The 21,961-nt window shown below is 61.9% G+C and carries 14 protein-coding genes and 1 riboswitch; of the genes, 3 read left to right on the forward strand and 11 right to left on the reverse strand.

The genetic code is table 11. From position 1 onward, the window contains the following. Nucleotides 1–65: 65 nt before the first annotated feature. Nucleotides 66–3,524, reverse strand: a complete 3,459-nt coding sequence (locus BBX50_RS21745) for an AAA family ATPase (RefSeq protein WP_065777399.1) — start codon at nt 3,522–3,524, stop codon at nt 66–68. Further along, nucleotides 3,524–4,804, reverse strand: coding sequence for an exonuclease SbcCD subunit D (locus BBX50_RS21750; protein WP_065777534.1), 1,281 nt, complete (start codon nt 4,802–4,804; stop codon nt 3,524–3,526). Before BBX50_RS21750 ends, BBX50_RS21745 begins: the two co-directional genes overlap by 1 nt. A gap of 381 nt (nt 4,805–5,185) precedes the next feature. On the opposite strand from BBX50_RS21750, the gene BBX50_RS21755 reads away from it, so the two are divergent. Together BBX50_RS21755 and BBX50_RS21760 are read left to right on the forward strand one after the other, a co-directional pair. Continuing rightward, nucleotides 5,186–7,018: a HAMP domain-containing methyl-accepting chemotaxis protein gene (locus tag BBX50_RS21755; RefSeq protein WP_065777400.1), complete on the forward strand. Its 1,833-nt coding sequence runs from the start codon at nt 5,186–5,188 to the stop codon at nt 7,016–7,018. Between the two features lie 266 nt (nt 7,019–7,284). Further along, complete coding sequence (locus tag BBX50_RS21760) at nt 7,285–7,761, forward strand: MarR family transcriptional regulator (protein ID WP_043611481.1); 477 nt, start codon at nt 7,285–7,287, stop codon at nt 7,759–7,761. A 95-nt stretch (nt 7,762–7,856) separates the two neighbouring features. On the opposite strand, the gene BBX50_RS21765 is transcribed toward BBX50_RS21760, so the two are convergent. The 9 genes from BBX50_RS21765 to BBX50_RS21805 all read right to left on the reverse strand — a co-directional run bounded on the left by BBX50_RS21765 (nt 7,857) and on the right by BBX50_RS21805 (nt 20,463). Then, entirely contained in the window at nt 7,857–10,034 is a 2,178-nt protein-coding gene (locus tag BBX50_RS21765) for an esterase-like activity of phytase family protein (protein WP_244513093.1), read from the reverse strand. Nucleotides 10,035–10,141: 107 nt separating this feature from the next. Next, nucleotides 10,142–11,056 (reverse strand): DMT family transporter, encoded by a 915-nt coding sequence (locus BBX50_RS21770; protein ID WP_201723507.1) that lies wholly within the window; start codon nt 11,054–11,056, stop codon nt 10,142–10,144. A gap of 73 nt (nt 11,057–11,129) precedes the next feature. After that, a riboswitch (FMN riboswitch) is annotated at nt 11,130–11,318 on the reverse strand. 123 nt (nt 11,319–11,441) lie between these two features. Further along, nucleotides 11,442–11,717, reverse strand: a complete 276-nt coding sequence (hupB, locus tag BBX50_RS21775; protein WP_065777403.1) for a DNA-binding protein HupB — start codon at nt 11,715–11,717, stop codon at nt 11,442–11,444. Between the two features lie 220 nt (nt 11,718–11,937). Continuing rightward, nucleotides 11,938–14,358, reverse strand: coding sequence for an endopeptidase La (gene lon / locus BBX50_RS21780; RefSeq protein WP_065777404.1), 2,421 nt, complete (start codon nt 14,356–14,358; stop codon nt 11,938–11,940). Nucleotides 14,359–14,730: 372 nt separating this feature from the next. Then, a complete protein-coding gene (gene clpX / locus BBX50_RS21785) occupies nt 14,731–16,008 on the reverse strand; it encodes an ATP-dependent Clp protease ATP-binding subunit ClpX (protein ID WP_065777405.1) in 1,278 nt (425 codons plus the stop codon). Nucleotides 16,009–16,291: 283 nt separating this feature from the next. Continuing rightward, complete coding sequence (locus BBX50_RS21790) at nt 16,292–16,924, reverse strand: ATP-dependent Clp protease proteolytic subunit (RefSeq protein WP_065777406.1); 633 nt, start codon at nt 16,922–16,924, stop codon at nt 16,292–16,294. Nucleotides 16,925–17,207: 283 nt separating this feature from the next. Then, nucleotides 17,208–18,767 (reverse strand): phospholipase D family protein, encoded by a 1,560-nt coding sequence (locus tag BBX50_RS21795; RefSeq protein WP_065777407.1) that lies wholly within the window; start codon nt 18,765–18,767, stop codon nt 17,208–17,210. Between the two features lie 24 nt (nt 18,768–18,791). Continuing rightward, entirely contained in the window at nt 18,792–19,655 is an 864-nt protein-coding gene (locus BBX50_RS21800; RefSeq protein WP_065777535.1) for an endonuclease/exonuclease/phosphatase family protein, read from the reverse strand. Between the two features lie 160 nt (nt 19,656–19,815). Next, on the reverse strand, nt 19,816–20,463 hold the full coding sequence (locus BBX50_RS21805) for a VOC family protein (protein WP_065777408.1): 648 nt from the start codon (nt 20,461–20,463) through the stop codon (nt 19,816–19,818). Nucleotides 20,464–20,684: 221 nt separating this feature from the next. Between BBX50_RS21805 and BBX50_RS21810 the strand changes: the two genes are divergently transcribed. Continuing rightward, a complete protein-coding gene (locus tag BBX50_RS21810) occupies nt 20,685–21,923 on the forward strand; it encodes a cytochrome P450 (protein WP_065777409.1) in 1,239 nt (412 codons plus the stop codon). Nucleotides 21,924–21,961 lie beyond the last annotated feature (38 nt).

A 21,961-nucleotide genomic window follows, 5' to 3' on the forward strand; every position in this document is an offset into this window, starting at 1 on the left:
CTCCGGTTTTCGTTTACGGCGCCTCTGTTCCGCGTCAGTCCGTCACTAGGTCGCTCGCGAGCCTATCATAACCTGTGGATCGTCACAGTCGGGCAGACGCTGCGGGCAATCTCGCAAAGATGTTCGTGGTGCGTCAGATAAATCACCTCACCGACCCGCGCCATTTCGGCCATCTGCTCGAAGGCACGGGCCGCGCGCCCGTCGTCGAAGGTTTCCATGATGTCGTCGGCGATGAAGGGCAGCGATTCGCGCGCTGCCGCAATCTCGTGATAGCCGGCTATTCTCAGCGCCAGATAGAGCTGGAAACGCGTGCCCTTGGAGAGATCCTTGGCAAGTTTCGATCCGCCGGCCGCCGCATTGGCGATCAGGAACTCCTGCCCCTTGTCGGACTGGGCCGACAGGCCGGAATATTCATCGCCGCTGATCCGGCGGAAGGTTTCCGAGGCCCGGCGCATCATGGCGCTGCGGTGCCGCTCGCGGAAGAGCCGAAGGGCCGTCTCCGCGGCGATGACGCCTGCCCGCAGCCGCAGATAGGCAAGCGCCTTGCTCTCGATGTCGAGAAGCAGCGTTCGCCGTTTCTGATCGAGCTCTGCGACCGTATCGCCGCCTTCGACATCTGCGAGCGCTTTTTCCCTCTCTCGCATGTCCGTATGCAACTCGCTGACGTCGCGGTCGCTTACTTCGAGCGCCGCATCGAGCCGCGCCAGTTCCAACCGTGCCGCGGCGTCGTCGAGCACGGCAAGCAATGCTTCGGCCTCTTCGCTCGTTGCGACACCGAGGCGAGAGGCAAGATCGGCCTCCGATTCGGCAATGCGTTGACGCAGACGTTGCTGCTCCCGGGCGACCTCAAAATGCTGTGATGCCTCATCGAGCGTATCGCAATCGAAGAACTCAAGGATCAAGCGTCTGCGCACCGCATGGAGCTCCCGCTCGGAGCTCGTGGTGCGCCATTCGTCTTCCAGCCGGGCGAGTTCCGACAGCAGGGTCGCCCGGCGATCGGCCAACCTTTGCGCTGCGCTGACACGCGCCTTCAGCGAGGCGAAGATGGCAAGCGGCTCACCCGTCACCGATGGTTCTGCAAGATCGGCTACGGCGCGCCCGAACGCCGCCTGGTCCTTGCGCATACCGGCGATACGATAGTCGAGATCGGACTTCCGCTGCGTCAGCTTGTCGAGTTCCTGCAGGACAGCCAGCATCGGGGCAACCCCTTCCGGGGACAGCGGGTCGTCGCGCTCTGCGAACCAGCGCTTGGCGAGAAGATCGCTCCATTGGGCTTGCCACGCCGCCATTTCGCTCTCGGCAATTTCGAGGGCTCGGCGCCGGCTTTCAAGGACGTCCGCAGCCCGCTTGGCGACATCGCGCGCAGCGTTTTGCGCCCCTAACGCGATTTGCGCCCGCGATATCGTCTGTTCGGCGACGAACAGAAGCCCATCCAGCCGCTTCGGCAATCCCTCGGTGGCGCCGAGGCTCGCGAGTTCGTGCTGCAGCATCCGGATCGCTTCTGCTTCCTCGGCTTGCGCCTGATCAAGCTCCAGCCGCGCGGAGCGCAGCTGCGCGCGCAGGTCGAGAGCAGTCAAACGAGTGGAAAGCCACGCCTCCAGCTGCGGCAGCGTCGTAACGCGAGGTAAGCCACAGCTGGCAGCGGCCGTTGCGAGCGTGTGAGCCTGCGTTTGCGCATCGTCGCGCAGTTGGTTCTCCTGCTCGCGGAGCACGCCGAGGCGCGCGCGTCGTTCGGCTATCGAAAGCGCCAGACCTCGCATTTCGGCCAGCCGCGCGGCTTCGACGAGACGTAGCGCGGTAACGTCATCATCCTCTCCCATCACCCTTTCGAAGGCGACGGCCGTCGCTTCGGTAAGCTCGGCCTTGTGCCGTTGCCATGCGCCATCTCGCGCGCGCCGTAAAGCGAGCGACGAGACGTCGTCCAGGACGCCACTGACGGCAGACAATTCGGAAAGCCGCGCCTGCTCGCCAGCCAGAAGTTCCTGCTCGCCCACTATACGATCCGAAAGGCGCGCCCGGCGCTCCTCCTGCGCTGCGATCGACAGGCGCAAGGCATCAAGCGTTCCCGTCGTCGGCACGCTGAGCTCAAGCAGGTCGTCGGCGCTGCCGGAAAAGGGCTTCAACACCACGAGCTTGTCGACGAGGTCCGCTTCCAGTCGAGCGATGGACTGGGACGCTGCCTGCTGGCGCAGCAGACAATCGCTGCGCCGCCAGACTGGCAGTTGCTCTGCAAGCGCCCGGACGTCTGCGGCGCCGTCTTTGCCCTGCAATTCTGCCATCTCGCGCTCAGCCGCCCGCATTGCCTCCATCGCGCTCGAGACCTCCTGATGCGCTGAGGCGAGACGCTCGGCCAAGGCGGAGTGCCGCCGAGCGAGATCCTGGAGTTGGGCGCCGGTGCCGGCAGGCAACAACAACGCGGCGGGATCACGGTCCGGCGGCTCCCCTAGCCGCAGCAGGCAGGCGCTAATTTCCGTCGTGGCTTTCACAAGCTCTTCCTCGCGCGAGGGCATGTCGCGCGCCGCGGTCACGTAGCGGGCATCAAGCGCGGTCTCCTCTATCGCTGCCAGGCGTTCGGCCAGGCACAAAGCCGCCTTATCTTCCGGCAATTCGTCCAGCGCGTCGCGATGGTGCTGCGTTTCGCTTTCGACTTGCCGGAGCTTGACCTCGATCTCGCCCTCCTCGCGCCGAAGCTTGGGCAGGTCACTCGCCCATTCGGCCGGCGGCACCGGCAACAGAGGAGCGCTCGCCAGCTCCCCCCGGAGCGCATAGAGCCGAGCATGATACGGCAGGGCCTCGATCTCAGCCTTCAGACGATCGCGCGCGACCCTGAGCGCAGCCCGGCGTGCGATCGCTTCATCGTGGCGTTCGCGTGCTTGCGTCAGCGTCTTGCGCAGAGCCGCATATTCGCGGGCGTTGATATCGAGCGCATTTCGTTCGACCCTCAGGGTTTCCAACTCACCCTTCAGTTCCGCAAGCTGATGTTTGCGCCCCTGCGGACGGTAGAAGGCGTCAGCCTGTCCGCGCAGGGCCGAAAGGATTGCCGTGCTGTCCGGTAGGCCCGAGCTTGCGGAAAACAGCAGCGACCCGAGCTCGCCCTCGCTCTTCAAGATCGCCTCGCCACCCTTTTCTATGCTCTCGTCATCGAGCGAAAACATCATCTGGTAGGTGTCGCGATCAATCGCGCCGAGCACGCCAGAAAAGAGGTTGTCGGGCAAAGCCTGCTCGTCGGCGCCGACCAACGAATTCGTCTTTCGCTTGATCCGGAATGCGCGATAGTTCCGGCCGGCCGCTTCGATCGTGCCGCCCACCCGCATCGTCTGGTACGGATGCAGGAAGCCATAGGGGCTTGAATGCTCGATGCCAAAGAGCAGATCCAGGAAGCCCGAGAACAGTGTCGATTTGCCGGCTTCATTCGGCCCATAGACGATATGCAGGTCGGGTGTGCCGTCTACCCTTTCGCCGAAGTCGAGACGACGATCGGTAAACTTGCCATAGCGGACAAGATCAAGCGCGCGCAGCCGCATCAGTGAGTGCCCTCGCCGGCGCCGCCGCCGTGAAGGTGGGCAAGCACCTCGGCACCTCCCGACGCGCCGGCCTCAAAGGCGAGCCGTTCGACCGCCTCTTCATCCGGCGCCAGCGCTTGGCGCAATTCAGGCGGAAGTTGCTGTAGCACATCGTCAACGGCTGCACGAACCTCCTGACGAAAACCGTGGGCCGGCAGAACATCGGCCTCGACAAGCGCCGCAAGCTCCTCGACGGGATCGAGCACGGAGCCCGTTTTCTCGGTTTGGGCGCTCCTGCTGGTGAGCTCGACCTTTTCGATCCAGCAACCGGCTATTCCGGCAGCGATGTTGTCGATCTCCGCCCGCAGCAGATCTGCGTCGCGGCGAAGGCGCCATGCCAATGGCGTGACACCGGTCAAAGTCAGACGCAGGATAACGTTTTCCGCAGGCGTATTGCCACAGATCCGCAAAAGCGTCTGCCTGATGGCCTCGAGCATATCGCGCCACTCCGACAGGTCAGTGATATCGACCAGCGTGCGCTCGAAACTGGCGATGCCGATCGTCTGCTCGGAAAGACTGATGCGGCCGTCGTCACCGACCGTGGCCAGCGTCACCCCCTTCACCCCGGCCTCATTGACGTCACGACCCTGAGGCATGCCCGGCATCACGACAAAGGGCTCGGTCGCATGAACCTGTCGCTGATGGATGTGACCAAGCGCCCAGTAATCAAATCCATGGGCCAAGAGATCGGCAACGCTGCAGGGCGCGTACAGATCGTGTCCCGCCGCACCGGCAAGGCTGGTGTGCAGCATGCCGATATTCACCGCGCCGGGCACTGGAGACTGGAACGCCGGTAGCAAGCTGTCCGGCGCGTGCGGACTGGCGAAGCTTACGCCATGCACGTAGACGTCGCGACCGCTTGCCAGCGTCTTTGCGAGAACGGCTTTTGCCCTGCCTTTGAAGACATGGGCCGATGGCGGCAAGGTCAGTTCGTTGGTGACCTGTGATTGCGCATCGTGATTGCCGCGAATGATGAAGACGCGCGCACCCGCCTCGTCCAGACGGCGGAGCTCGCGACCGAGAAACAGAGCCGTGTTCATCGACGTCTGGCTGCCGTCATAGAGGTCGCCGGCGATCAGCAATGCATCGACCTGCTCGGCGATGCAAAGATCGACGATCTTGACGAAGGCGCGCCGCGACGCTCCCCGTACGATTTCGGCGAGATCGGCGTTTCTAAGGGCAAGGCTGCGGAGCGGCGAATCGAGATGCAGGTCTGCGGTGTGGACGAAGCGGAAGGGCATGACCGACCATGGCCCGGCAAACAGGCGCCCGTCAATCGGCGGCTGCGCGTCATCCACGTGGGAGATCGGATCGCCGTCGGCAAGCATATTTCAGCCAGACAAAGTAAAGTCACAACTAATACAAATAGGCCCACGGCATTCGTAAAAATGATGGCCTGAGCGACCGCGGCTTAGTACCTGCAAATATCAGATTATACTCACTTTAATCGATTAGGGCTTTTGTAACATCTTGTTCGATAGGTTTGCGCCGGCTGCGTTTCCAAGCGCATCCAGGCACCGGAATGATTCCTGCTTCGGCATCCGCTCCGTCATGACGATCAAGAGCCGGAATGACTTAATTCAAGTACAGTTTTACGGACGGCCGTCCTTCCGGGGGTACACATGTCACGGCTCAAGATTTCGCACACGCTCATTGCCCTTTTCCTCGTGGTGGCCGTTATCGTTACGGCGCTTGCCGTTTCCTCGCTCGGCGGCATCAAGATGATGAACGATCGCAACAACGAGATCGCCACCACCTGGCTGCCCCGCGTCTCGCTTTCCCGCGCGCTTGAAACGCAGCTTTCCGATACGCGCATGGCCTTTGCCCGCCATCTGATCTCGCTGACCCCCTTCGAAAAGAAGGCTGCCGAAAAAGTCATCGGCGAGACCGTCGGCGGTTTTAACAAGCTCGCGGACGAATACTCGAGCCTGATGGTCACCGATGCCGACAAGGCGGCACTGGACAAAGTGCGCACCAGCTACCAGGCCTATCTCTCCGTCTCGGACGGCATGGTCAAGCTTTCCAACAATCTCGAAAACATGAAGGCGCAGAGCGTCTTCAAGGTCGAGATGCGCGAGACCGAGCAGAAGGTTGACGAGGCGATCAAGGAAATGCGTGCCCTCAACGTTAAGGGCGCGGATGCCGCCGTTGCCGCAAGCTCGGCAACGCATGATCAGATCCGCATGATCGAGATCGCCGTCATCGCGCTTGCCACCGTCATCGTGCTCGGCGCGATCCTCTATGCGGTCCGCGGTATTGCCCGTCCGATCCAGATCATTACCCGCTCGATGGCCCGCCTTGCCGAAGGCGACACGGACAGCAACATCCCCTACGGCGCCCGCAAGGACGAAATCGGTGAGATGGCCCGTGCCGTCGAGGTCTTCCGGCAGGCGGCGATCGCCAACAGGCACCTCGAAGCGGATGCCCAGGCGCAGCGCGTCAAGGCGGAAGCCGAACGCCTGCGCGTGACCGAAGAAGCGGAAGCCGCGGCCCAGCGCCGTCTTCAGGAAGCAACCGCCGGTCTTGCAAGTGGTCTGCGCCGACTTGCCGCCGGCGATCTCGCCTTCCAGCTCAACGAGCCCTTTGCGCCCGACTTCGAGCAGCTTCGCCACGACCTGAACCAGACCGTCGCCCAACTCGCCGACACGCTCGCCGCGGTTTCGGCCAGCTCCGGCAGCATCGACAGCGGTGCAAGAGAAGTCAGCCAAAGCGCCGACGACCTTTCGCGCCGGACCGAGCAGCAGGCGGCCTCGCTGGAAGAAACGGCAGCAGCCCTCGACCAGATCACCGTCAATGTCGGCAATTCGTCGAAGCGCACCCATGAGGCCCGCACTGTGGCCGGCCAGGCGAACGAAAGCGCTCGCAAGTCCGGCGCCATCGTGTCGGGCGCCGTCGATGCGATGGGCCGCATCGAGCATTCGTCGAGCCAGATCTCCAACATCATCGGCGTCATCGACGAGATCGCCTTCCAGACCAATCTGCTGGCGCTCAATGCCGGCGTTGAGGCGGCGCGGGCCGGCGATGCCGGCAAGGGTTTTGCCGTCGTCGCCCAGGAAGTGCGCGAGCTTGCTCAGCGCTCGGCCAATGCCGCCAAGGAGATCAAGGGTCTGATCCGCAACTCCGCCGTCGAAGTCGAAAGCGGTGTCCGGCTCGTGCGCGAAACCGGCGAGGCTCTCCGCACGATCGAAGGCTTCATCGTCACGATCAACCAGCACATGGACGCGATTGCCGTCTCGGCCCAGGAACAGTCCGCAGGGCTCTCCGAGGTCAATACCGCCGTAAATCAAATGGACCAGGTGACCCAGCAGAACGCGGCGATGGTCGAGGAAGCCAATGCGGCAAGCGCGACGCTCGCACAGGAGGCAGGCCGCCTGCGCGACCTGATCGCGCGGTTCACTCTGGTCGAGGCCACCGGCTATGCGCAGCCGACCGGTTCATCGCGCTGGGCTGCCTGACGTCGCGACACGCGCAATATCGATCTCGGGGTAAGTACCCCGAAATGTCGAGCGAAACGGAAATGCCCAGCCGGCAAGAACTCGCTCAGCGCGCGAAGTTCTAGTCACTGCAAGTGAAACGGTCGCCGGAGACGGCGGCCGTTTCTTTGTTGGCGAGGGACTTACCGTGAAACGGCCGAGGTTTCTGTCGACAAAGACGGCAATTGTAACTATCACTAATGTTACTGCCATTTCACATGGCACCTCATGAAATTCCAGCGACGATCATGAAGAAGACATTCGAAGTTTCCGATAGACTGTTCGAGCTTTACCACCGGGTTCACCGGCTGGTGAACGAGTCGATGACCGAAGAAGGCGTGTCGCTGGCGCGCAGCAAGTTCCTCTTCTTCCTGAGCAAGCTCGGCCCCTGTCGCTCGACCGACATCGCCTGCGCGCTGAACTTCGCACCGCGCACGGTCACCGAGGCTATCGACGGCCTGGAACGTGACCGCCTGGTGATGCGCAAGCCCGACCCCGAGGACAGGCGCGCCAAGATCGTCTCGATCACGGAAACCGGCCGCATTGTTCTGGAAGCCGCCGAACATCCGCGCAAGCAGTTGCTCGAAGAGATTTTCTCGGCGCTCGACGACGAAGAGCTAGACGCCCTCTACGACATTGTCGGCAAGCTGGTCGACAGGACGGACGAGATCCGCAAGCGCAAGGATGAAGCCGAAGAGGCAGCGCAGGTCGCGATCGCCCGCTAGGAGCAGCGCCGCCTGCCGCAATTCGCAAATGCCGAAACAGAAAGAGGCCGGGACGTCATGTCCCGGCCTCTTCCGTTTTTCTCCGGGCGTAACGCTTACATCGCGTTGATGGCGCCAATGGAGAAGAACAGGGTTTCGCCGGAGGAATCGTCAACACCGTCATTGTCGGTGATGACGTAGCCGTTACCGGCGGCGTCAACGGTGAAGCCCTCGACCTTGTCGACGACGTAGCCGCTGAGCGCCTTCAGATCCGGCATGAGGTCACGGACCTCCTCCTTCTTGACGACGGGCAGTTCCCCGCCAAGCGCTGCCGGCTTCAGCTCCGAGAGAGCAACGCGATAGATCTTCTTGAGCTTGGCTGCCTGGCCGATCAGGTTGTCGCGCTCGATGATATAGGCGTAGTCGCCGTTAACGGAAATTTCCGATAGGCCGACCCAGCCGTCGCCGGCCTTCTCCAGCGGGTAGCGCACGGCGCCCCACTCTTCGCTCTTCAGGTTGTAAGAAACGAGCTTGGCGAAGCCCTTCTCGTCGTCTTTCCATTCGCGCTGGACGGCCATCCACAGTGTCTGGTCGTCGCCTTCGCCAACCACGGTGATGCCTTCGAAGCCGAAGCGGGTTTCGCCGGCACGCAGTGCTTCCGGCAGGGCGATTTCCTTCTTGATCTCGCCCTTCTTGTTCGCGTGGAGGATCGCGTGGCTGTAGAGCTTGTCGGAGTTGCCTTCCGAAACAAGCCAGAAGCCCCCGTCCCCGTCATTGGCGATACCCTCGATGTCGAGCTTCTGAGCCGGTGCGCCGTCACGGGTGATGGCCAGCGCTTCGGTGATCAGCGCCGGCTTCTGCGTGGCGTCGATGGTGAAGATCGTCGGCTGCGACGAGAAGACCGAGTCGCTGACGGCGCGCAGGAAGCCCGGCTTGTCGGCAACAGTGGCCAAACCGGACAGGGCGCCGAAGCCGATCGGCAGGCCGTCCTTCCCGACGGAGCGGATCTGCGGATAGGCGGCTTCACCCTCGCCACGCTCATAGATCATCACGTGCGAGCGCGCGCCGCCGTCTTCGCCGAGGTCGACCTCGTTGGCGGTCGCAAGCAAGTTGCGCGCGGGGATGGCGACGGCACCTTCCGGCGAAATGCCCGACGGCAGGAGTTGCAGCAGTTCAGGCTCAGCGCCCGTGTCCTTGTAGACGCCGACGATCGAGGCGCGTTCGGCAAGCAGGAAGAACAGGTTGTCGTCGCCGAACTTGGCGGCCTCCAGGCCCTCAGGCTCGACACCCTTTGCCGACGAGCGCTTCTCGGGGTAGTGGCCGATCGCGGCAACGGCATGTTCGAAGGTCGCGCCTGCTTCGTAGAGGACCTTGCCGGTCGTATCGAAGATGGTGAAGCCACGCGAACCGCCTTCGTAGTCGCCTTCATTGGCGACCACGATCCGGTTGTCGTCCAGCCACTTTACGGCGTCGGGTTCGCGCTTGCGCGCCGGCTGTTCGTCCTTGAAGGCGATCGCACCGTTGCGCTTGGCGTCGATGTTCTTAAGATCCACGGCACCCGCAGAGAAATGTGTCTTCACCGTCGCCGTCTTGCCGTCGATGATGACGATGTGATTGTTCTCCTGCAGCGTCAGCGCGATCTCGTCCTTGCCGTTGAAGGCGACGAATTCCGGTTCCGGGTCCTCGCCGGCAATTTCGGCAAGGCCGGTCAGCGTCACACGCTTCAGCGAACCGCAATCGGCAACGCCGTCTTTGAGCGACAGGATCACCAGATCACCGGCCGGCATCTGCGGGATCTTGCCGTCGTTCACCTCTTCGTCGCGCTCGTTCTCGATCGCGATGGCGGCAAGCGTGCGGTCCTTGTTGACTGCAACCGAATCCGGTTGGCCACCGAGGTCGCACGTGGCGTCCACCTTCTTCGACGCAAGGTCGACCACTGCGAGGAAGCCCGAAGGCTTGACGAAGCTCTCGCGGGTGTTGACCGCGACGAGCGCCTTGGCGCCGGCAACGGTGACGGATGTCGGCTCGCCATCAAAGGCAACAACGCCGGCTGCCTTCGGCGCCTTCGCGTCGGTGATGTCGATGAGGCCAATGCGTTTGCCCGGGCTGTCGGAATAAACAAGCGTGTTGCCGTCTTCACTGGCCGTAATGATCTCGGCGGATGTCGGCGCCTTGCGGGCATCGCCTTCGGGCAGATTGTCGGCAACGGCGAAGGACGCGATGCGGTTGAAGACGGGCTCGGCTGCCGCGGGAAATGCGGCTGAAGCCAAGAGGACGGCCGTGAGCGCCGTCATGCGCGATACAATGGTCATGAAATCCCCCATGTGCGAACACTGAAAAACATGGGGGTTCTGCGCGATCGCGATGACAGCCGAATGACAGCGGCCGAGTTTTGCACCGTTCAGGTTGTGGCAGGCTCCCGTTCGCGCTGGATCTCGTTGCGCATGATGAACAGTGACGCGCCAAGGATCAGAGCGGCACCGAGCCAGAGGAGACCTGTCGGTGCATAACCGAAGACCAGCCAGCCTGCCAAGACATTGAGCGGAAGCTTCAAATCGTCAAAGGGCTGCACATAGGCGGCGTCGGCGACCGTATAGGCGAGCGTCAGCAGGTACTGCGCGAAAACGGTCAAGACACCGGCGAGCACGAGAAGCCAGAGCGTCGGGCCAGTGGGTATCACGAAGCCTGCCGAAAGCGCGATTGCTCCGTTGATCGGCGTCAGCAGCACCAGCAGCCAGATGGTAATCGTCTCGGGGCGCTCACGTCCGGTCAAGTTCTTGGTGATCAGCGACGATGCGCCCCAAAGCAGCGCCGAGACGATCGGCAGCAGGGCGGCCCAAGTGAAGCCATCGGCCCAGGGTTCGAGAATGATCATGGCACCGGCAAAGCCAACCGCAGTCGCAGCCCAGCGCGCCGCGCCGACACGTTCGCCGAGAAAGAGGCGTGCGCCCAGGATGATGAAGAACGGCGAGGTCATGACCAGAGCGATCGCCTGCCAGATCGGCACGTGCGCAAGGCCGGAGACCCAGGCTCCGACACCGAAGGCGGCGAGCGCCACGCGCACGACGTGGCGCCAGGGGTAATCGGTCCGCATCGCCGAAAGCCCTACCCGCCAAAGGAACGGCAAGGAAAAGAAAAAGGCAAAGGCATATTGCCAGAAGGCCGTCGAGGCTGCGGGAAAGCCGAGCTTCATCGTCAGCCATTGGGTGGCCACGTTGAGGCCGGCGAACGCAACACCGGCGAGCACCATGAAGCCGGCTCCGGCCAAGGCGCGCGAGGAAGAAAAACCGAGGGAAGTCTGATTCATGTCATGCATCCTATGGACCAACACAAATCAGGACGCATGAGCGCAACGCACGACGCCGGGCAGCCCTGCCCTTCGTGCCAGCGACCATTCTCTTTCATCCGGACTGTAACCGTCGGCTCCGGGATTGCACCGGATCTGCTGACCCTTTCCCCTGCTCCAGAAGAAAGGCGCTCGCGGGCTTGAGCCGCCGCATGAGCGCGTCTTTAAAGACGCGCGCCGCGGTCATGCCCTTACCGCCGGTGGGGACTTTCACCCCGCCCTGAGAATGGGCAAGCCGTAGAGCAAATGGCGGGAGCCCGCAAGAGCCGCCTCAAAATGCGAAAGGGTCCGGCTTTCGCCGAACCCTCGAATACCTGGACTGCCGGCCTCGTGTCCGGCCGCCAAGCAAATCTGATCAGCCGTTGACGGCATCCTTCAGGCCCTTGCCGGCCGTGAACTTCGGCACGTTGCGCGCCGGGATGTCAACTTCCGCACCCGTGGACGGGTTGCGACCCTTCGAGGCTTCGCGGCGCGAAACCGAGAAGTTGCCGAAGCCGACGAGGCGAATGTCGCCGCCGTTCTTCAGCTCGCCCTGGATGGTCTCGAAAACTGCATCAACTGCAGAAGATGCGTCGGTCTTGGAAAGTCCGGCCTTCTCAGCAACGGCAGACACGAGCTCATTTTTGTTCATGTTTCCACCCCTTTCAGATTGGTTCGAAACGACTGTGTTTTAAGGCGCGGCGGCTTGCGCATCGCCCGCGTCTTGCCTTTCCCAATTGCGCCTAATCCCTTGGAATGCAAGGCTTGTGGGGTGCTTTTACAACAAAAAAGACCGGCCAGAGGCCGGTCTTCCCAATTTTTCTGCAAAATGGGCGCCGCGCGAGCCGGCTGCACCCATTTCCTGGCACCCGTTAGTGAGCGATCGAGGAGCCCGCTTCGTCCTGCGAATCAACCGGTGTTACGGTCGCAGGCTCGTTTGCCGGATCCCATTCGATCGGTTCCGGCATGCGCACCAGCGCGTGCACAAGCACCTCGCCCATCCGCGAAACCGGGATGATCTCGAGCGCGTTCTTCACGTTGTCCGGGATCTCGGCGAGATCCTTGGCGTTCTCTTCAGGGATCAGCACCTTCTTGATGCCGCCTCTGAGAGCCGCCAAGAGCTTCTCCTTGAGACCGCCGATCGGCAGCACCCGGCCGCGCAGCGTGATTTCGCCGGTCATTGCGACATCCTTCGAGATCGGGATGCCCGTCATGATCGACACGATCGCGGTTGCCATGGCGACACCGGCCGAAGGGCCGTCCTTGGGCGTCGCACCTTCCGGCAGGTGCACGTGGATGTCGCGCTTGTCGAACAGCGGCGGCTCGATGCCGAAATCGATCGCCCGCGAGCGGACATAAGACGCCGCCGCCGAAATCGATTCCTTCATCACGTCGCGCAGGTTACCCGTGACCGTCATGCGACCCTTGCCAGGCATCATGACGCCCTCGATCGTCAGCAACTCGCCGCCGACCTCAGTCCAGGCAAGCCCGGTCACAACACCGACCTGATCGTCGCGTTCGGCTTCGCCGTGGCGGAAGCGCGGCACGCCCAGGTAGTCGTTGATGTTGTGCGCAGTAACCTCGACCTTCTTGGCCTTGCCTTTGATGATCTCGGTCACGGCCTTGCGGGCGAGCTTCATCAGCTCACGTTCGAAGTTACGGACGCCGGCTTCGCGGGTGTAGGTCTGGATGACGGCCATCAGCGCCCCGTCGGTCACGGAGAACTCCTTCGGCTGCAGCGCGTGGTCGCGGATCGCCTTCGGCAGCAGGTGCCGCTTGGCGATTTCCAGCTTTTCCTCTTCGGTGTAGCCAGCGATGCGGATCACTTCCATGCGGTCCATCAACGGCGGCGGAATGTTCAGCGTGTTGGCTGTGGTGATGAACATCACGTTGGACAGGTCGTATTCGACTTCCAGGTAGTGGTCCATGAAGGTCGAGTTCTGTTCCGGATCCAGCACCTCGAGCAGTGCCGACGACGGATCGCCGCGGAAGTCCTGGCCCATCTTGTCGATTTCGTCGAGCAAGAACAGCGGGTTCGACCGCTTCGCCTTCTTCATCGACTGCACGACCTTGCCGGGCATGGAGCCGATATAGGTGCGGCGGTGGCCACGAATTTCGGCTTCGTCACGGACGCCGCCAAGCGCCATGCGCACGTATTCACGGCCGGTCGCCTTGGCGATCGACTTGGCGAGCGAGGTCTTGCCGACGCCCGGAGGGCCGACAAGGCACAGGATCGGGCCTTTGATCTTCGACGAACGCGCCTGCACGGCGAGATACTCGACGATGCGCTCCTTGACCTTGTCGAGACCGAAGTGATCCGTGTTCAAAACTTCCTCGGCATGGTTGAGGTCGGTCTTGATCTTCGACTTCTTGCCCCACGGCAGACCGAGCAGCCAATCGAGATAGTTGCGAACCACGGTCGCTTCCGCCGACATCGGGCTCATCTGGCGCAGCTTCTTCAGCTCGGCGTCGGCCTTCTCGCGGGCTTCCTTGGAGAGTTTCGTCTTGGCGATGCGCTCCTCGATCTCGGCCATTTCGTCACGGCCGTCTTCGCCGTCGCCGAGTTCCTTCTGGATCGCCTTCATCTGTTCGTTGAGGTAGTACTCGCGCTGGGTCTTCTCCATCTGGCGCTTGACGCGCGAGCGGATGCGCTTTTCAACCTGCAGGACGGAGATTTCGCCTTCCATGAAGCCGAGCGCCTTTTCGAGACGCATCTTCACGCTGGTGGTTTCCAGCATCTCCTGCTTTTCGACGATCTTGATCGACAGGTGCGAGGCAACCGTGTCGGCCAGCTTCGAATAATCCTCGATCTGGCTGGCAACGCCGACGACCTCGGGGGAAATCTTCTTGTTGAGCTTCACATAGCTTTCGAACTCGGAGACGACCGAGCGGCTCAGCGCCTCGATCTCGACCGGATCCTCAGTCGGCTCGTCCAGCGTCTGCGCCCCAGCCTCGTAGAACTCTTCGCGAACCGTGTAGCCATCAATCTTGGCGCGCGCGCGGCCTTCGACCAGCACCTTGACCGTGCCGTCGGGAAGCTTCAGCAATTGCAGGACATTGGCGATGGTGCCGACCTGGTAGATCGCGGAGGGTTCCGGATCGTCATCGGTGGCATTGATCTGGGTGGCAAGCATGATCTGCTTGTCGGTGCCCATGACTTCTTCGAGCGCTCGGATCGATTTCTCGCGGCCGACGAAGAGCGGCACGATCATGTGCGGGAAGACTACGATGTCGCGGAGCGGCAGGACCGGGTAGGTCGCGCTTTCAGTCGCCGGTGACGTTTTGTTCGTCATGTCATTTCCTTTCCGTCCCGATTTCGGGCCCGTTTCCGGGAGCCCTTCAGGCACTCCCGGCTGTCATGTTTTCCACATGAAGGTGGAGTGCAACCGCGTCCATTTCAAGGCTCGACGCGACATCCACCAACCGTGGCCGGGTCCTTATGACTACGCATCAATGCTGTTGCGGACCTTGCGACGGATAACAAAGCTCTTGGACCGCAACCAATAAGGTCCTTCACTGAATCGTCACATCATTGCGTTGTTTGAGACACTTTAGCAACAATCGAATTGTGAAATCTGCGCACTGGCGCGCCTGTCTCAACAGCTAAGTGCGCGAAACGAAAAAGCCCGCACGAGGCGGGCTTCTCAAGCGATAATTTGACGCTGTCAGGCCGAAACGTTGGCCTTCTCGTCCGACCGCTCTGAGTAGATGTAGAGCGGCCGTGCTGCGCCCTTGACCACCTCGTCAGAGATGACCACTTCGCGCACGCCTTCGAGCGTCGGCAACTCGAACATGGTGTCGAGCAGAATCTTTTCCATGATCGAGCGAAGACCACGGGCACCGGTCTTGCGTACGATTGCGCGGCGGGCAATCTCGCGCAGCGCGTCCTCGTGGAAGGTGAGTTCCACGTCTTCCATCTCGAACAGGCGCTGATACTGCTTGACCAGCGCGTTCTTCGGTTCCGAAAGGATCTGGATCAGCGCGTCCTCATCGAGATCTTCGAGCGTCGCCAGGACCGGCAGACGACCGATGAATTCCGGGATCAGGCCAAACTTGACGAGATCCTCCGGCTCCAGCTCGCGCAGCACTTCGCCAACGCGGCGGTCTTCCGGGGCACGAACCGTAGCGCCAAAGCCGATCGAGGTCTTCTCGCCACGGGCCGAGATGATCTTGTCGAGACCGGCAAACGCGCCACCGCAGATGAACAGGATGTTCGTCGTATCGACCTGCAGGAACTCCTGCTGCGGATGCTTGCGGCCACCTTGCGGCGGCACCGAAGCGACCGTGCCTTCCATGATCTTCAGAAGCGCCTGCTGAACGCCCTCGCCCGACACGTCGCGCGTGATCGACGGATTGTCGGACTTGCGCGAAATCTTGTCGACTTCGTCGATGTAGACAATGCCGCGCTGTGCGCGCTCGACGTTGTAGTCGGCAGCCTGCAGCAGCTTCAGAATGATGTTTTCAACGTCCTCGCCAACGTAACCGGCTTCGGTCAGCGTTGTGGCATCGGCCATGGTGAACGGCACGTCGATGATGCGGGCGAGCGTCTGGGCGAGATAGGTCTTGCCGCAACCGGTCGGACCGACGAGCATGATGTTTGACTTCGCCAGTTCGACGTCGCTGCCCTTGGCGGCATGCGCCAGGCGCTTGTAGTGGTTGTGCACGGCAACCGACAGGATGCGCTTGGCCTGTTGCTGACCGATGACGTATTCGTCGAGAACCTTGATGATTTCCTGAGGGGTCGGCACGCCATCGCGGGACTTGACCATCGAGGTCTTGTTCTCTTCGCGAATGATGTCCATGCACAGTTCGACGCATTCATCGCAGATGAAGACAGTCGGTCCGGCAATCAGCTTGCGGACTTCGTGCTGGCTCTTGCCGCAGAACGAACAATAAAGTGTATTCTTCGAGTCACCGCCGTTGCTTCCGCTGACCTTGCTCATTTCCACTTCCTTCCAGCACGCCGGACACTTCAGACAAAGTATCGCGGACCACTCAATTCGCCCTGCATCTCAACCTCACGCAGAGCTTCCGGGAGTACTTACCGTACCAGGCAAATACGCCCGACGCGGCCGCAACGGCTCTCCCAACTCAAACCGGACACTACGTCGTCAGAATCCAACATAGCATTAACGGTTCATATTACCGGCTTTACCCTGTCGATAAAGCCCTTCAGCCAATACAATTGTGTCACAATTACATCTATCGCGACACAAAAGCGCGTTATCAGGCCTGCTCCGCACCTTCGATCTCTTCGCGCGAAGTCAGCACCTTGTCGACGATGCCCCAGCTCAGAGCCTCGTCCGCGTTCATGAAATGATCGCGATCGAGCGTCTGCTCGACCTCTTCGTAAGTCCGGCCGCAATGCTTGACGTAGACCTCGTTGAGGCGGCGCTTCATCTTGAGAATGTCCTTGGCGTGGCGCTCGATATCGGAGGCCTGCCCCTGGAAACCGCCCGAGGGCTGGTGAACCATGATGCGTGCATTCGGCGTGGCGAAGCGCATGTCCTTATGGCCAGCGGCCAGAAGCAGCGACCCCATCGAGGCGGCCTGACCGACGCAAAGCGTGGAGACGGCCGGCTTGATGAACTGCATCGTGTCGTAAATCGCCATGCCCGACGTGACGACGCCGCCGGGCGAATTGATATAGAGCGCGATTTCCTTCTTCGGGTTTTCCGCTTCGAGGAAAAGAAGCTGGGCGCAGACGAGCGTGGCCATCTGATCTTCGACCGGGCCGGTGACGAAGATGATGCGCTCCTTCAGAAGGCGCGAAAAGATATCGTAGGAACGTTCACCGCGGTTGGTCTGTTCCACAACCATCGGCACCAGTGCCAGGGCGGTATCAACGGGATTTCTCATATCGAACCTTCATCAATCGGGCTCGCAAAACCTTTGCGAACCGGGAATCACGGGATTTACCTTCTGTCCCTACATAGAGTGTCAACACCCTTCACTTCAAGTCGCGAAGCTTCGATAACCTTAATCGAAGCCCCCTTCGCTACGAAGTTTAGCAGTCCTCCACACATGGTTGGCGATAGAACATTTTTCCACCAATATCCTCAGTTGAGACCGCATGCCCAAATACTACGCACAGGCATCGGCGATATCGGTAAATGAAGCACAAATCATGCGACGTTGCCCGCTAAAGCTGGGACTCGATCGGCAGGATGCGGATCAGGCCGGCAATCATGCGCCGGGCAAGGCTCGCATCCGGTTCGTGGCGCAACAGTCGCTCGGAGCCGTTGCTGCGGTCTCGCCAGACAAGGCGCGAGCCGTCGATCCCGAGCTGATAGCTGATCGAAGGCGACGTCTCCTGCTCGAACATTTCAGCCAGTTCGCCGGCAAGCGCGGCATCCGCAAAAACGACGCCCATTTCCGTGTTGAGCGAGGCCGAGCGCGGATCGAAGTTCATCGAGCCGACGAAGCCGTTCAAGCCATCGACCACGAAGGCCTTGCTGTGCAGGCTCGCATTGCGGCGCCCAAACAATGTCATGCGGTGCCCGTCGGCGACATCCCCCTGCTCCTTCAATTCAAACAGCGCGACACCGGCCCGGATGAGCTTTCGCCGATATTTGACATAGCCGCCATGAACGGCCGCGACGTCGGTTGCCGCGAGCGAATTGGTCAGCACCGCAACCCGCGCTCCGCGCGCGACGATGGCGGCAAGCTCCCGCGTGCCGGCAACACCGGGGATGAAATAGGGCGAGATGATCCTGAGATCGCGTGTCGCCGCTTCGATCAAGGGAAAAAGCTCGCGCAGCAACCAGTTCTGGCGCCGCTGCATCAGCGCCTTTTCCGGCGGATCCGATGCCAGGCGCACGTCCGTGCTCCAATGCAGCTGCCGCGCGCCGTGATAGATGTCGGCCTCGTGAGCTGCCTTGTCGATGCGCTCGAGGTAGAAGCGCCCCGCGGGCGTCCGGGCAAACCCATCGACGGCATCGCGCAGCGCCGGCAGGTATTGCTTGCGCGGGGTGCGCAGGGCGGCGATCGGAAGAACCGAGGCGCTGTTCCAATAGCGGTCGAACATTGCCGATGCCTGTTCCAGCACCGGGCCCACCATCCAGACGTCGAGGTCGCGAAAGTTGGATAGCTCGGCCGCATCAAAATAGGCATCGCCGATGTTGCGGCCGCCGGCGATCGCCACACGGCCGTCGGCCACCCACAGCTTGTTGTGCATGCGGCGGGTCGCGCTGAAGGCGCGGATCGCCATTTCGAAGCCACGACGAAAGCGATCGGTGCGGGCGCGGCTCGGGTTGAAGAGCCGCACGTCGATATTGGCGTGAGCGTCAAGCGCAATGCACATGCGATCGTGAATGCCAGCGTTGATATCGTCGAGCAGCAGCCGGACGCGCACCCCGCGGTCGGCGGCCGCAAGGATCTCGCGCGCGAGCAAAAGGCCGGTCAGATCATCCTTCCAGTAGTAATACTGCAGATCGAGGCTGCGACCGGCGCGCCGCGCCGCATGCGCCCGCACCACCAGAGCCTCGATATTGTCGGAGACGAGCGCCACGCCATTCGCGTCCGGATGGGCGGCAAGAATTGGCGCCAGATAGCGATCGAGTTCCGTGCCGGCGTCGTCCACCGGAAGTGCTGCGGACGGCGGGCCGTGCGGTCGCCGTCCGAACCGGCCGTAAACATATAGGATCGTCGCCACGACCATGCCGACGATGGCGGCAACTGCGATCAGGACGGAGGACAACATCGAAAGCTCGCCCCGCGCCCGCCGTCAGACCGACCCGATGCGACCGGCCTTGCTCCGCATGCTCTCCCTGTGGTCTTGGCGCTGTTGAGCCATCTTCAGGTCGATCGAGGCCTTGACCGGCAAGTGGTCTGAAGCAACCCGCGCAAGCGGGGAGTCATGCACGGCCACCGACGTCACCAGATTGTGCGGGTTGCCGAGCACGCGGTCGAGCGGCAGCAGGGGAAAGCGCGAGGGGAAGCTCGCGACCGTGGCATGCGACGGGTCGAATACAGGGCTCAGGAAGGACAGGGACGATCGCCTCCCCATCCGCCATTCGTTGAGATCACCGATGAGCAAGGTCGGACGCCCGTTTGCGTCGGCCGCCGCCTCCAGGATCGCCTCCGCCTGCTGGGCGCGCGAGTGCCTGAGAAGACCGAGATGAGCGGCGATGATGCGCAACGGGCCGACCTTCAGGTCGAGATCGACAACGAGCGCGCCACGCGGCTCAACGCCGGGCAGCTTCAATTGCCGCACATCCGAAACCGCACCTTCGCGCAGCAGCAGGACATTGCCGTGCCAGCCATGCCCCTTGGTCGAAAAGCCTGAGATCGGCACCGAAACGAGGTGCGCCTCCCGGCGCAGGTGGTCCAGGTCAAGCAGCCCGGCGCGCTCGCCAAACCGCTGGTCAGCCTCCTGCAGCGCAACGATGTCGGCGCCGAGTTCACTGATCACATTGGCCGTGCGCCCAGGATCGAAACGGCCGTCCGTGCCGACACATTTGTGGATGTTGTAGGAGGCGATGACGATGTCGCCGCGACTGACTGCGGCTTCGCGATGCACGACCGTGGGGCGCCTCTTGCGGATCGCTGCCACGATCCCCGCCGATAGACTGGACTGGTTTTTTGCCATGCCGCTCCCTGCTTGCTGCCGCATCATGCGCAAATAGGTCGCGTGGTGCCACAGAAAAAGGGAGAGAAAGGGAAGTTTGTTTTTCGCAGCCGCAGCGTTGCGCAGACAGCGATGTCGGCATCGCGCAAGCCGCGCCAGCATCCTTCGTCCCTTACCACCCTCAGTCGGCAGGCCCCGCGAAGAGGAGCAGATTGCCGTCCGGATCGAGCACGATGAAGGTGCGTGCGCCCCAGGGTTCCGTGCGCAATGACTGATGAAAGCGCACCCCGGCAGACTGAAAGCCCAGGAACAATTGCTTGATGTCACTGGCGGTGTCCAGAGTGATCGCTGCCGAGAGCAGATCCTCGCGCTCGCGGATGTCGCCGACGAAAACCGGCTCGCAGACAAGCCGCAGAGCAAGGATCGCATTGTCGCGGATCACCTGCCCGTAAAACGGCGGATCGCCATAGATGAAGTCGATGGCGAAGCCCAGCTTGTCCCGGTAGAAGGCGCATGAGGCCTTGATATCGGCTACGTACAATTGTGCGGCAGTTGATCGCAGCATCGGCCGCGACGTGTCTGGCGTTGCTTGGGTGGTCATTGTCAGGGCTCCTGATTTGAGCGCCTGCCAACTGTCGAATCCCATTTGGCGCGCAACCAGTTCCTGCGCGTCGGCGAGCTTGAAGTCCGCTGCCAGCACTTCGTTGTCATCGAAGTTCCGGAAATGCGGCAAGAGGGCCCTGATCTCGGCGGCAACGGGATGATACCGTCCGCGATGCCATTTGAGATATTGTTTGGCCTGCTTCCTGAGGTTTTCTAGGTTCGGCATGGGCGCAGCTTTGGTCTCTCTACCGTAGGTGGGCGTTGCCCTTTCGACCTTCACCGATGCGCCCTACGCAGCCAGGGGAGATTGACCACCGACGGCGCCCCTGTCAATGCTCGCCCGGAACCCGGCAACCAGGTCGCTGACCGTGGCGTCTTGCGCACTCGCCCGCTCGGTCCTGTCGCCCATGAATGAGCATTGTTCAAGTCCTGCAAAGAGCCCCTGCCATGCCTGCCATTTCAATCGACCGCGGCCAAAGGCGCGTCTCCATCGATGCGCGCGATCCCGCATTCTTCCGCGATCCACTCGCGGCCTATGCCGAGATCCACGCGCAATGCCCGGCCTTCTTCTGGGAAGAGCGACAGCAGTGGTATTTCGCAGGTTATGACGACGTAAACGCGCTTCTGCGCGACAGGCGTTTCGGCCGACAGATCCTGCACGTGGCGACCCGCGAGGAGCTCGGCCTGCCATCACCAAAGCCGCATTTGAAGGATTTCGACGCGCTCGAAGAGTATTCGTTGCTGGAACTTGAGCCGCCGGCGCACACGCGCCTGCGCACGCTCGTCAATCGCGCCTTCGTCTCGCGACAGATCGAGCAGCTGAGACCGGATATCGAGCGACTGTCTCATGGGTTGATCGACGGTTTCGCCGATGACGGCGAGGTCGAACTGCTGAAGACTTTTGCCGAAGTGCTTCCCGTGACGATCATCGCCCGCATGCTCGGCATCCCAGTCGAGGCGGCACCCGATCTCCTCGACTGGTCGCATCGCATGGTCAGGATGTATGTCTTCAACCCGAGCTACGAGACCGAGCTCGACGCCAACCGGGCCTCGGCCGATTTTGCCACCTATCTCAGAGGCGTCATCGCGGAGAAACGCCGCAAGCCCGGCGACGATCTGCTGACGCACATGATCACCTCGGAAAAGGATGGCGAGAGATTGTCGGAGGCGGAACTGGCTTCAACCGCCGCCCTGCTCCTCAATGCCGGCCACGAAGCGACGGTGCACCAGATCGGCAATGCGGTGAAAACGATCCTGCAGTCCAGGCTTTCTGCGAACGAACTGTTTGTCACGGAAGCGGCCACACAGCTGACTGTCGAGGAATGCCTGCGCTTTGCCGCGCCTTTGCACATTTTCCAGCGCTACGCACTTTCGGATGTCGAGCTCGATGGCGGCATCACGCTTCGAAAGGGCGACAAGATCGGCCTGCTGCTCGGGGCGGCGAATGTCGATCCCAAAAAATTCGCGACGCCCAACGTGTTCCAGCCGACGCGAGACGAAGGCGCCAACGTCTCCTTCGGTGCCGGCCTGCATTTCTGCATCGGCGCGCCGCTGGCCCGGCTCGAGCTCAAACTGTCCCTGCCGATCCTGTTTGAACGCCTGCCGAACATGCGGTTAAAGTGCGAGCCCGACGTGAAGGACGCGTTTCACTTCCACGGTCTCGAACGCCTCGACCTCATCTGGTGAGCGCTTGAGAGGCGCCGAACATCGTTGGTCTTCGGCAT

The sequence above is a fragment of the Ensifer sp. LC11 genome, from assembly GCF_001695835.1.
GTDB lineage: Bacteria > Pseudomonadota > Alphaproteobacteria > Rhizobiales > Rhizobiaceae > Ensifer.

Coding starts and splice junctions, on each gene's coding strand:
- clpX (WP_065777405.1), bottom strand. CDS start 16,008: ATGAGCAAGGTCAGCGGAAGCAACGGCGGTGACTCGAAGAATACACTT.
- BBX50_RS21765 (WP_244513093.1), bottom strand. CDS start 10,034: ATGACGGCGCTCACGGCCGTCCTCTTGGCTTCAGCCGCATTTCCCGCG.
- lon (WP_065777404.1), bottom strand. CDS start 14,358: ATGACGAACAAAACGTCACCGGCGACTGAAAGCGCGACCTACCCGGTC.
- BBX50_RS21760 (WP_043611481.1), top strand. CDS start 7,285: ATGAAGAAGACATTCGAAGTTTCCGATAGACTGTTCGAGCTTTACCAC.
- BBX50_RS21805 (WP_065777408.1), bottom strand. CDS start 20,463: ATGCCGAACCTAGAAAACCTCAGGAAGCAGGCCAAACAATATCTCAAA.
- hupB (WP_065777403.1), bottom strand. CDS start 11,717: ATGAACAAAAATGAGCTCGTGTCTGCCGTTGCTGAGAAGGCCGGACTT.
- BBX50_RS21770 (WP_201723507.1), bottom strand. CDS start 11,056: ATGCATGACATGAATCAGACTTCCCTCGGTTTTTCTTCCTCGCGCGCC.
- BBX50_RS21800 (WP_065777535.1), bottom strand. CDS start 19,655: ATGGCAAAAAACCAGTCCAGTCTATCGGCGGGGATCGTGGCAGCGATC.
- BBX50_RS21795 (WP_065777407.1), bottom strand. CDS start 18,767: ATGTTGTCCTCCGTCCTGATCGCAGTTGCCGCCATCGTCGGCATGGTC.
- BBX50_RS21745 (WP_065777399.1), bottom strand. CDS start 3,524: ATGCGGCTGCGCGCGCTTGATCTTGTCCGCTATGGCAAGTTTACCGAT.
- BBX50_RS21750 (WP_065777534.1), bottom strand. CDS start 4,804: ATGCCCTTCCGCTTCGTCCACACCGCAGACCTGCATCTCGATTCGCCG.
- BBX50_RS21755 (WP_065777400.1), top strand. CDS start 5,186: ATGTCACGGCTCAAGATTTCGCACACGCTCATTGCCCTTTTCCTCGTG.
- BBX50_RS21810 (WP_065777409.1), top strand. CDS start 20,685: ATGCCTGCCATTTCAATCGACCGCGGCCAAAGGCGCGTCTCCATCGAT.
- BBX50_RS21790 (WP_065777406.1), bottom strand. CDS start 16,924: ATGAGAAATCCCGTTGATACCGCCCTGGCACTGGTGCCGATGGTTGTG.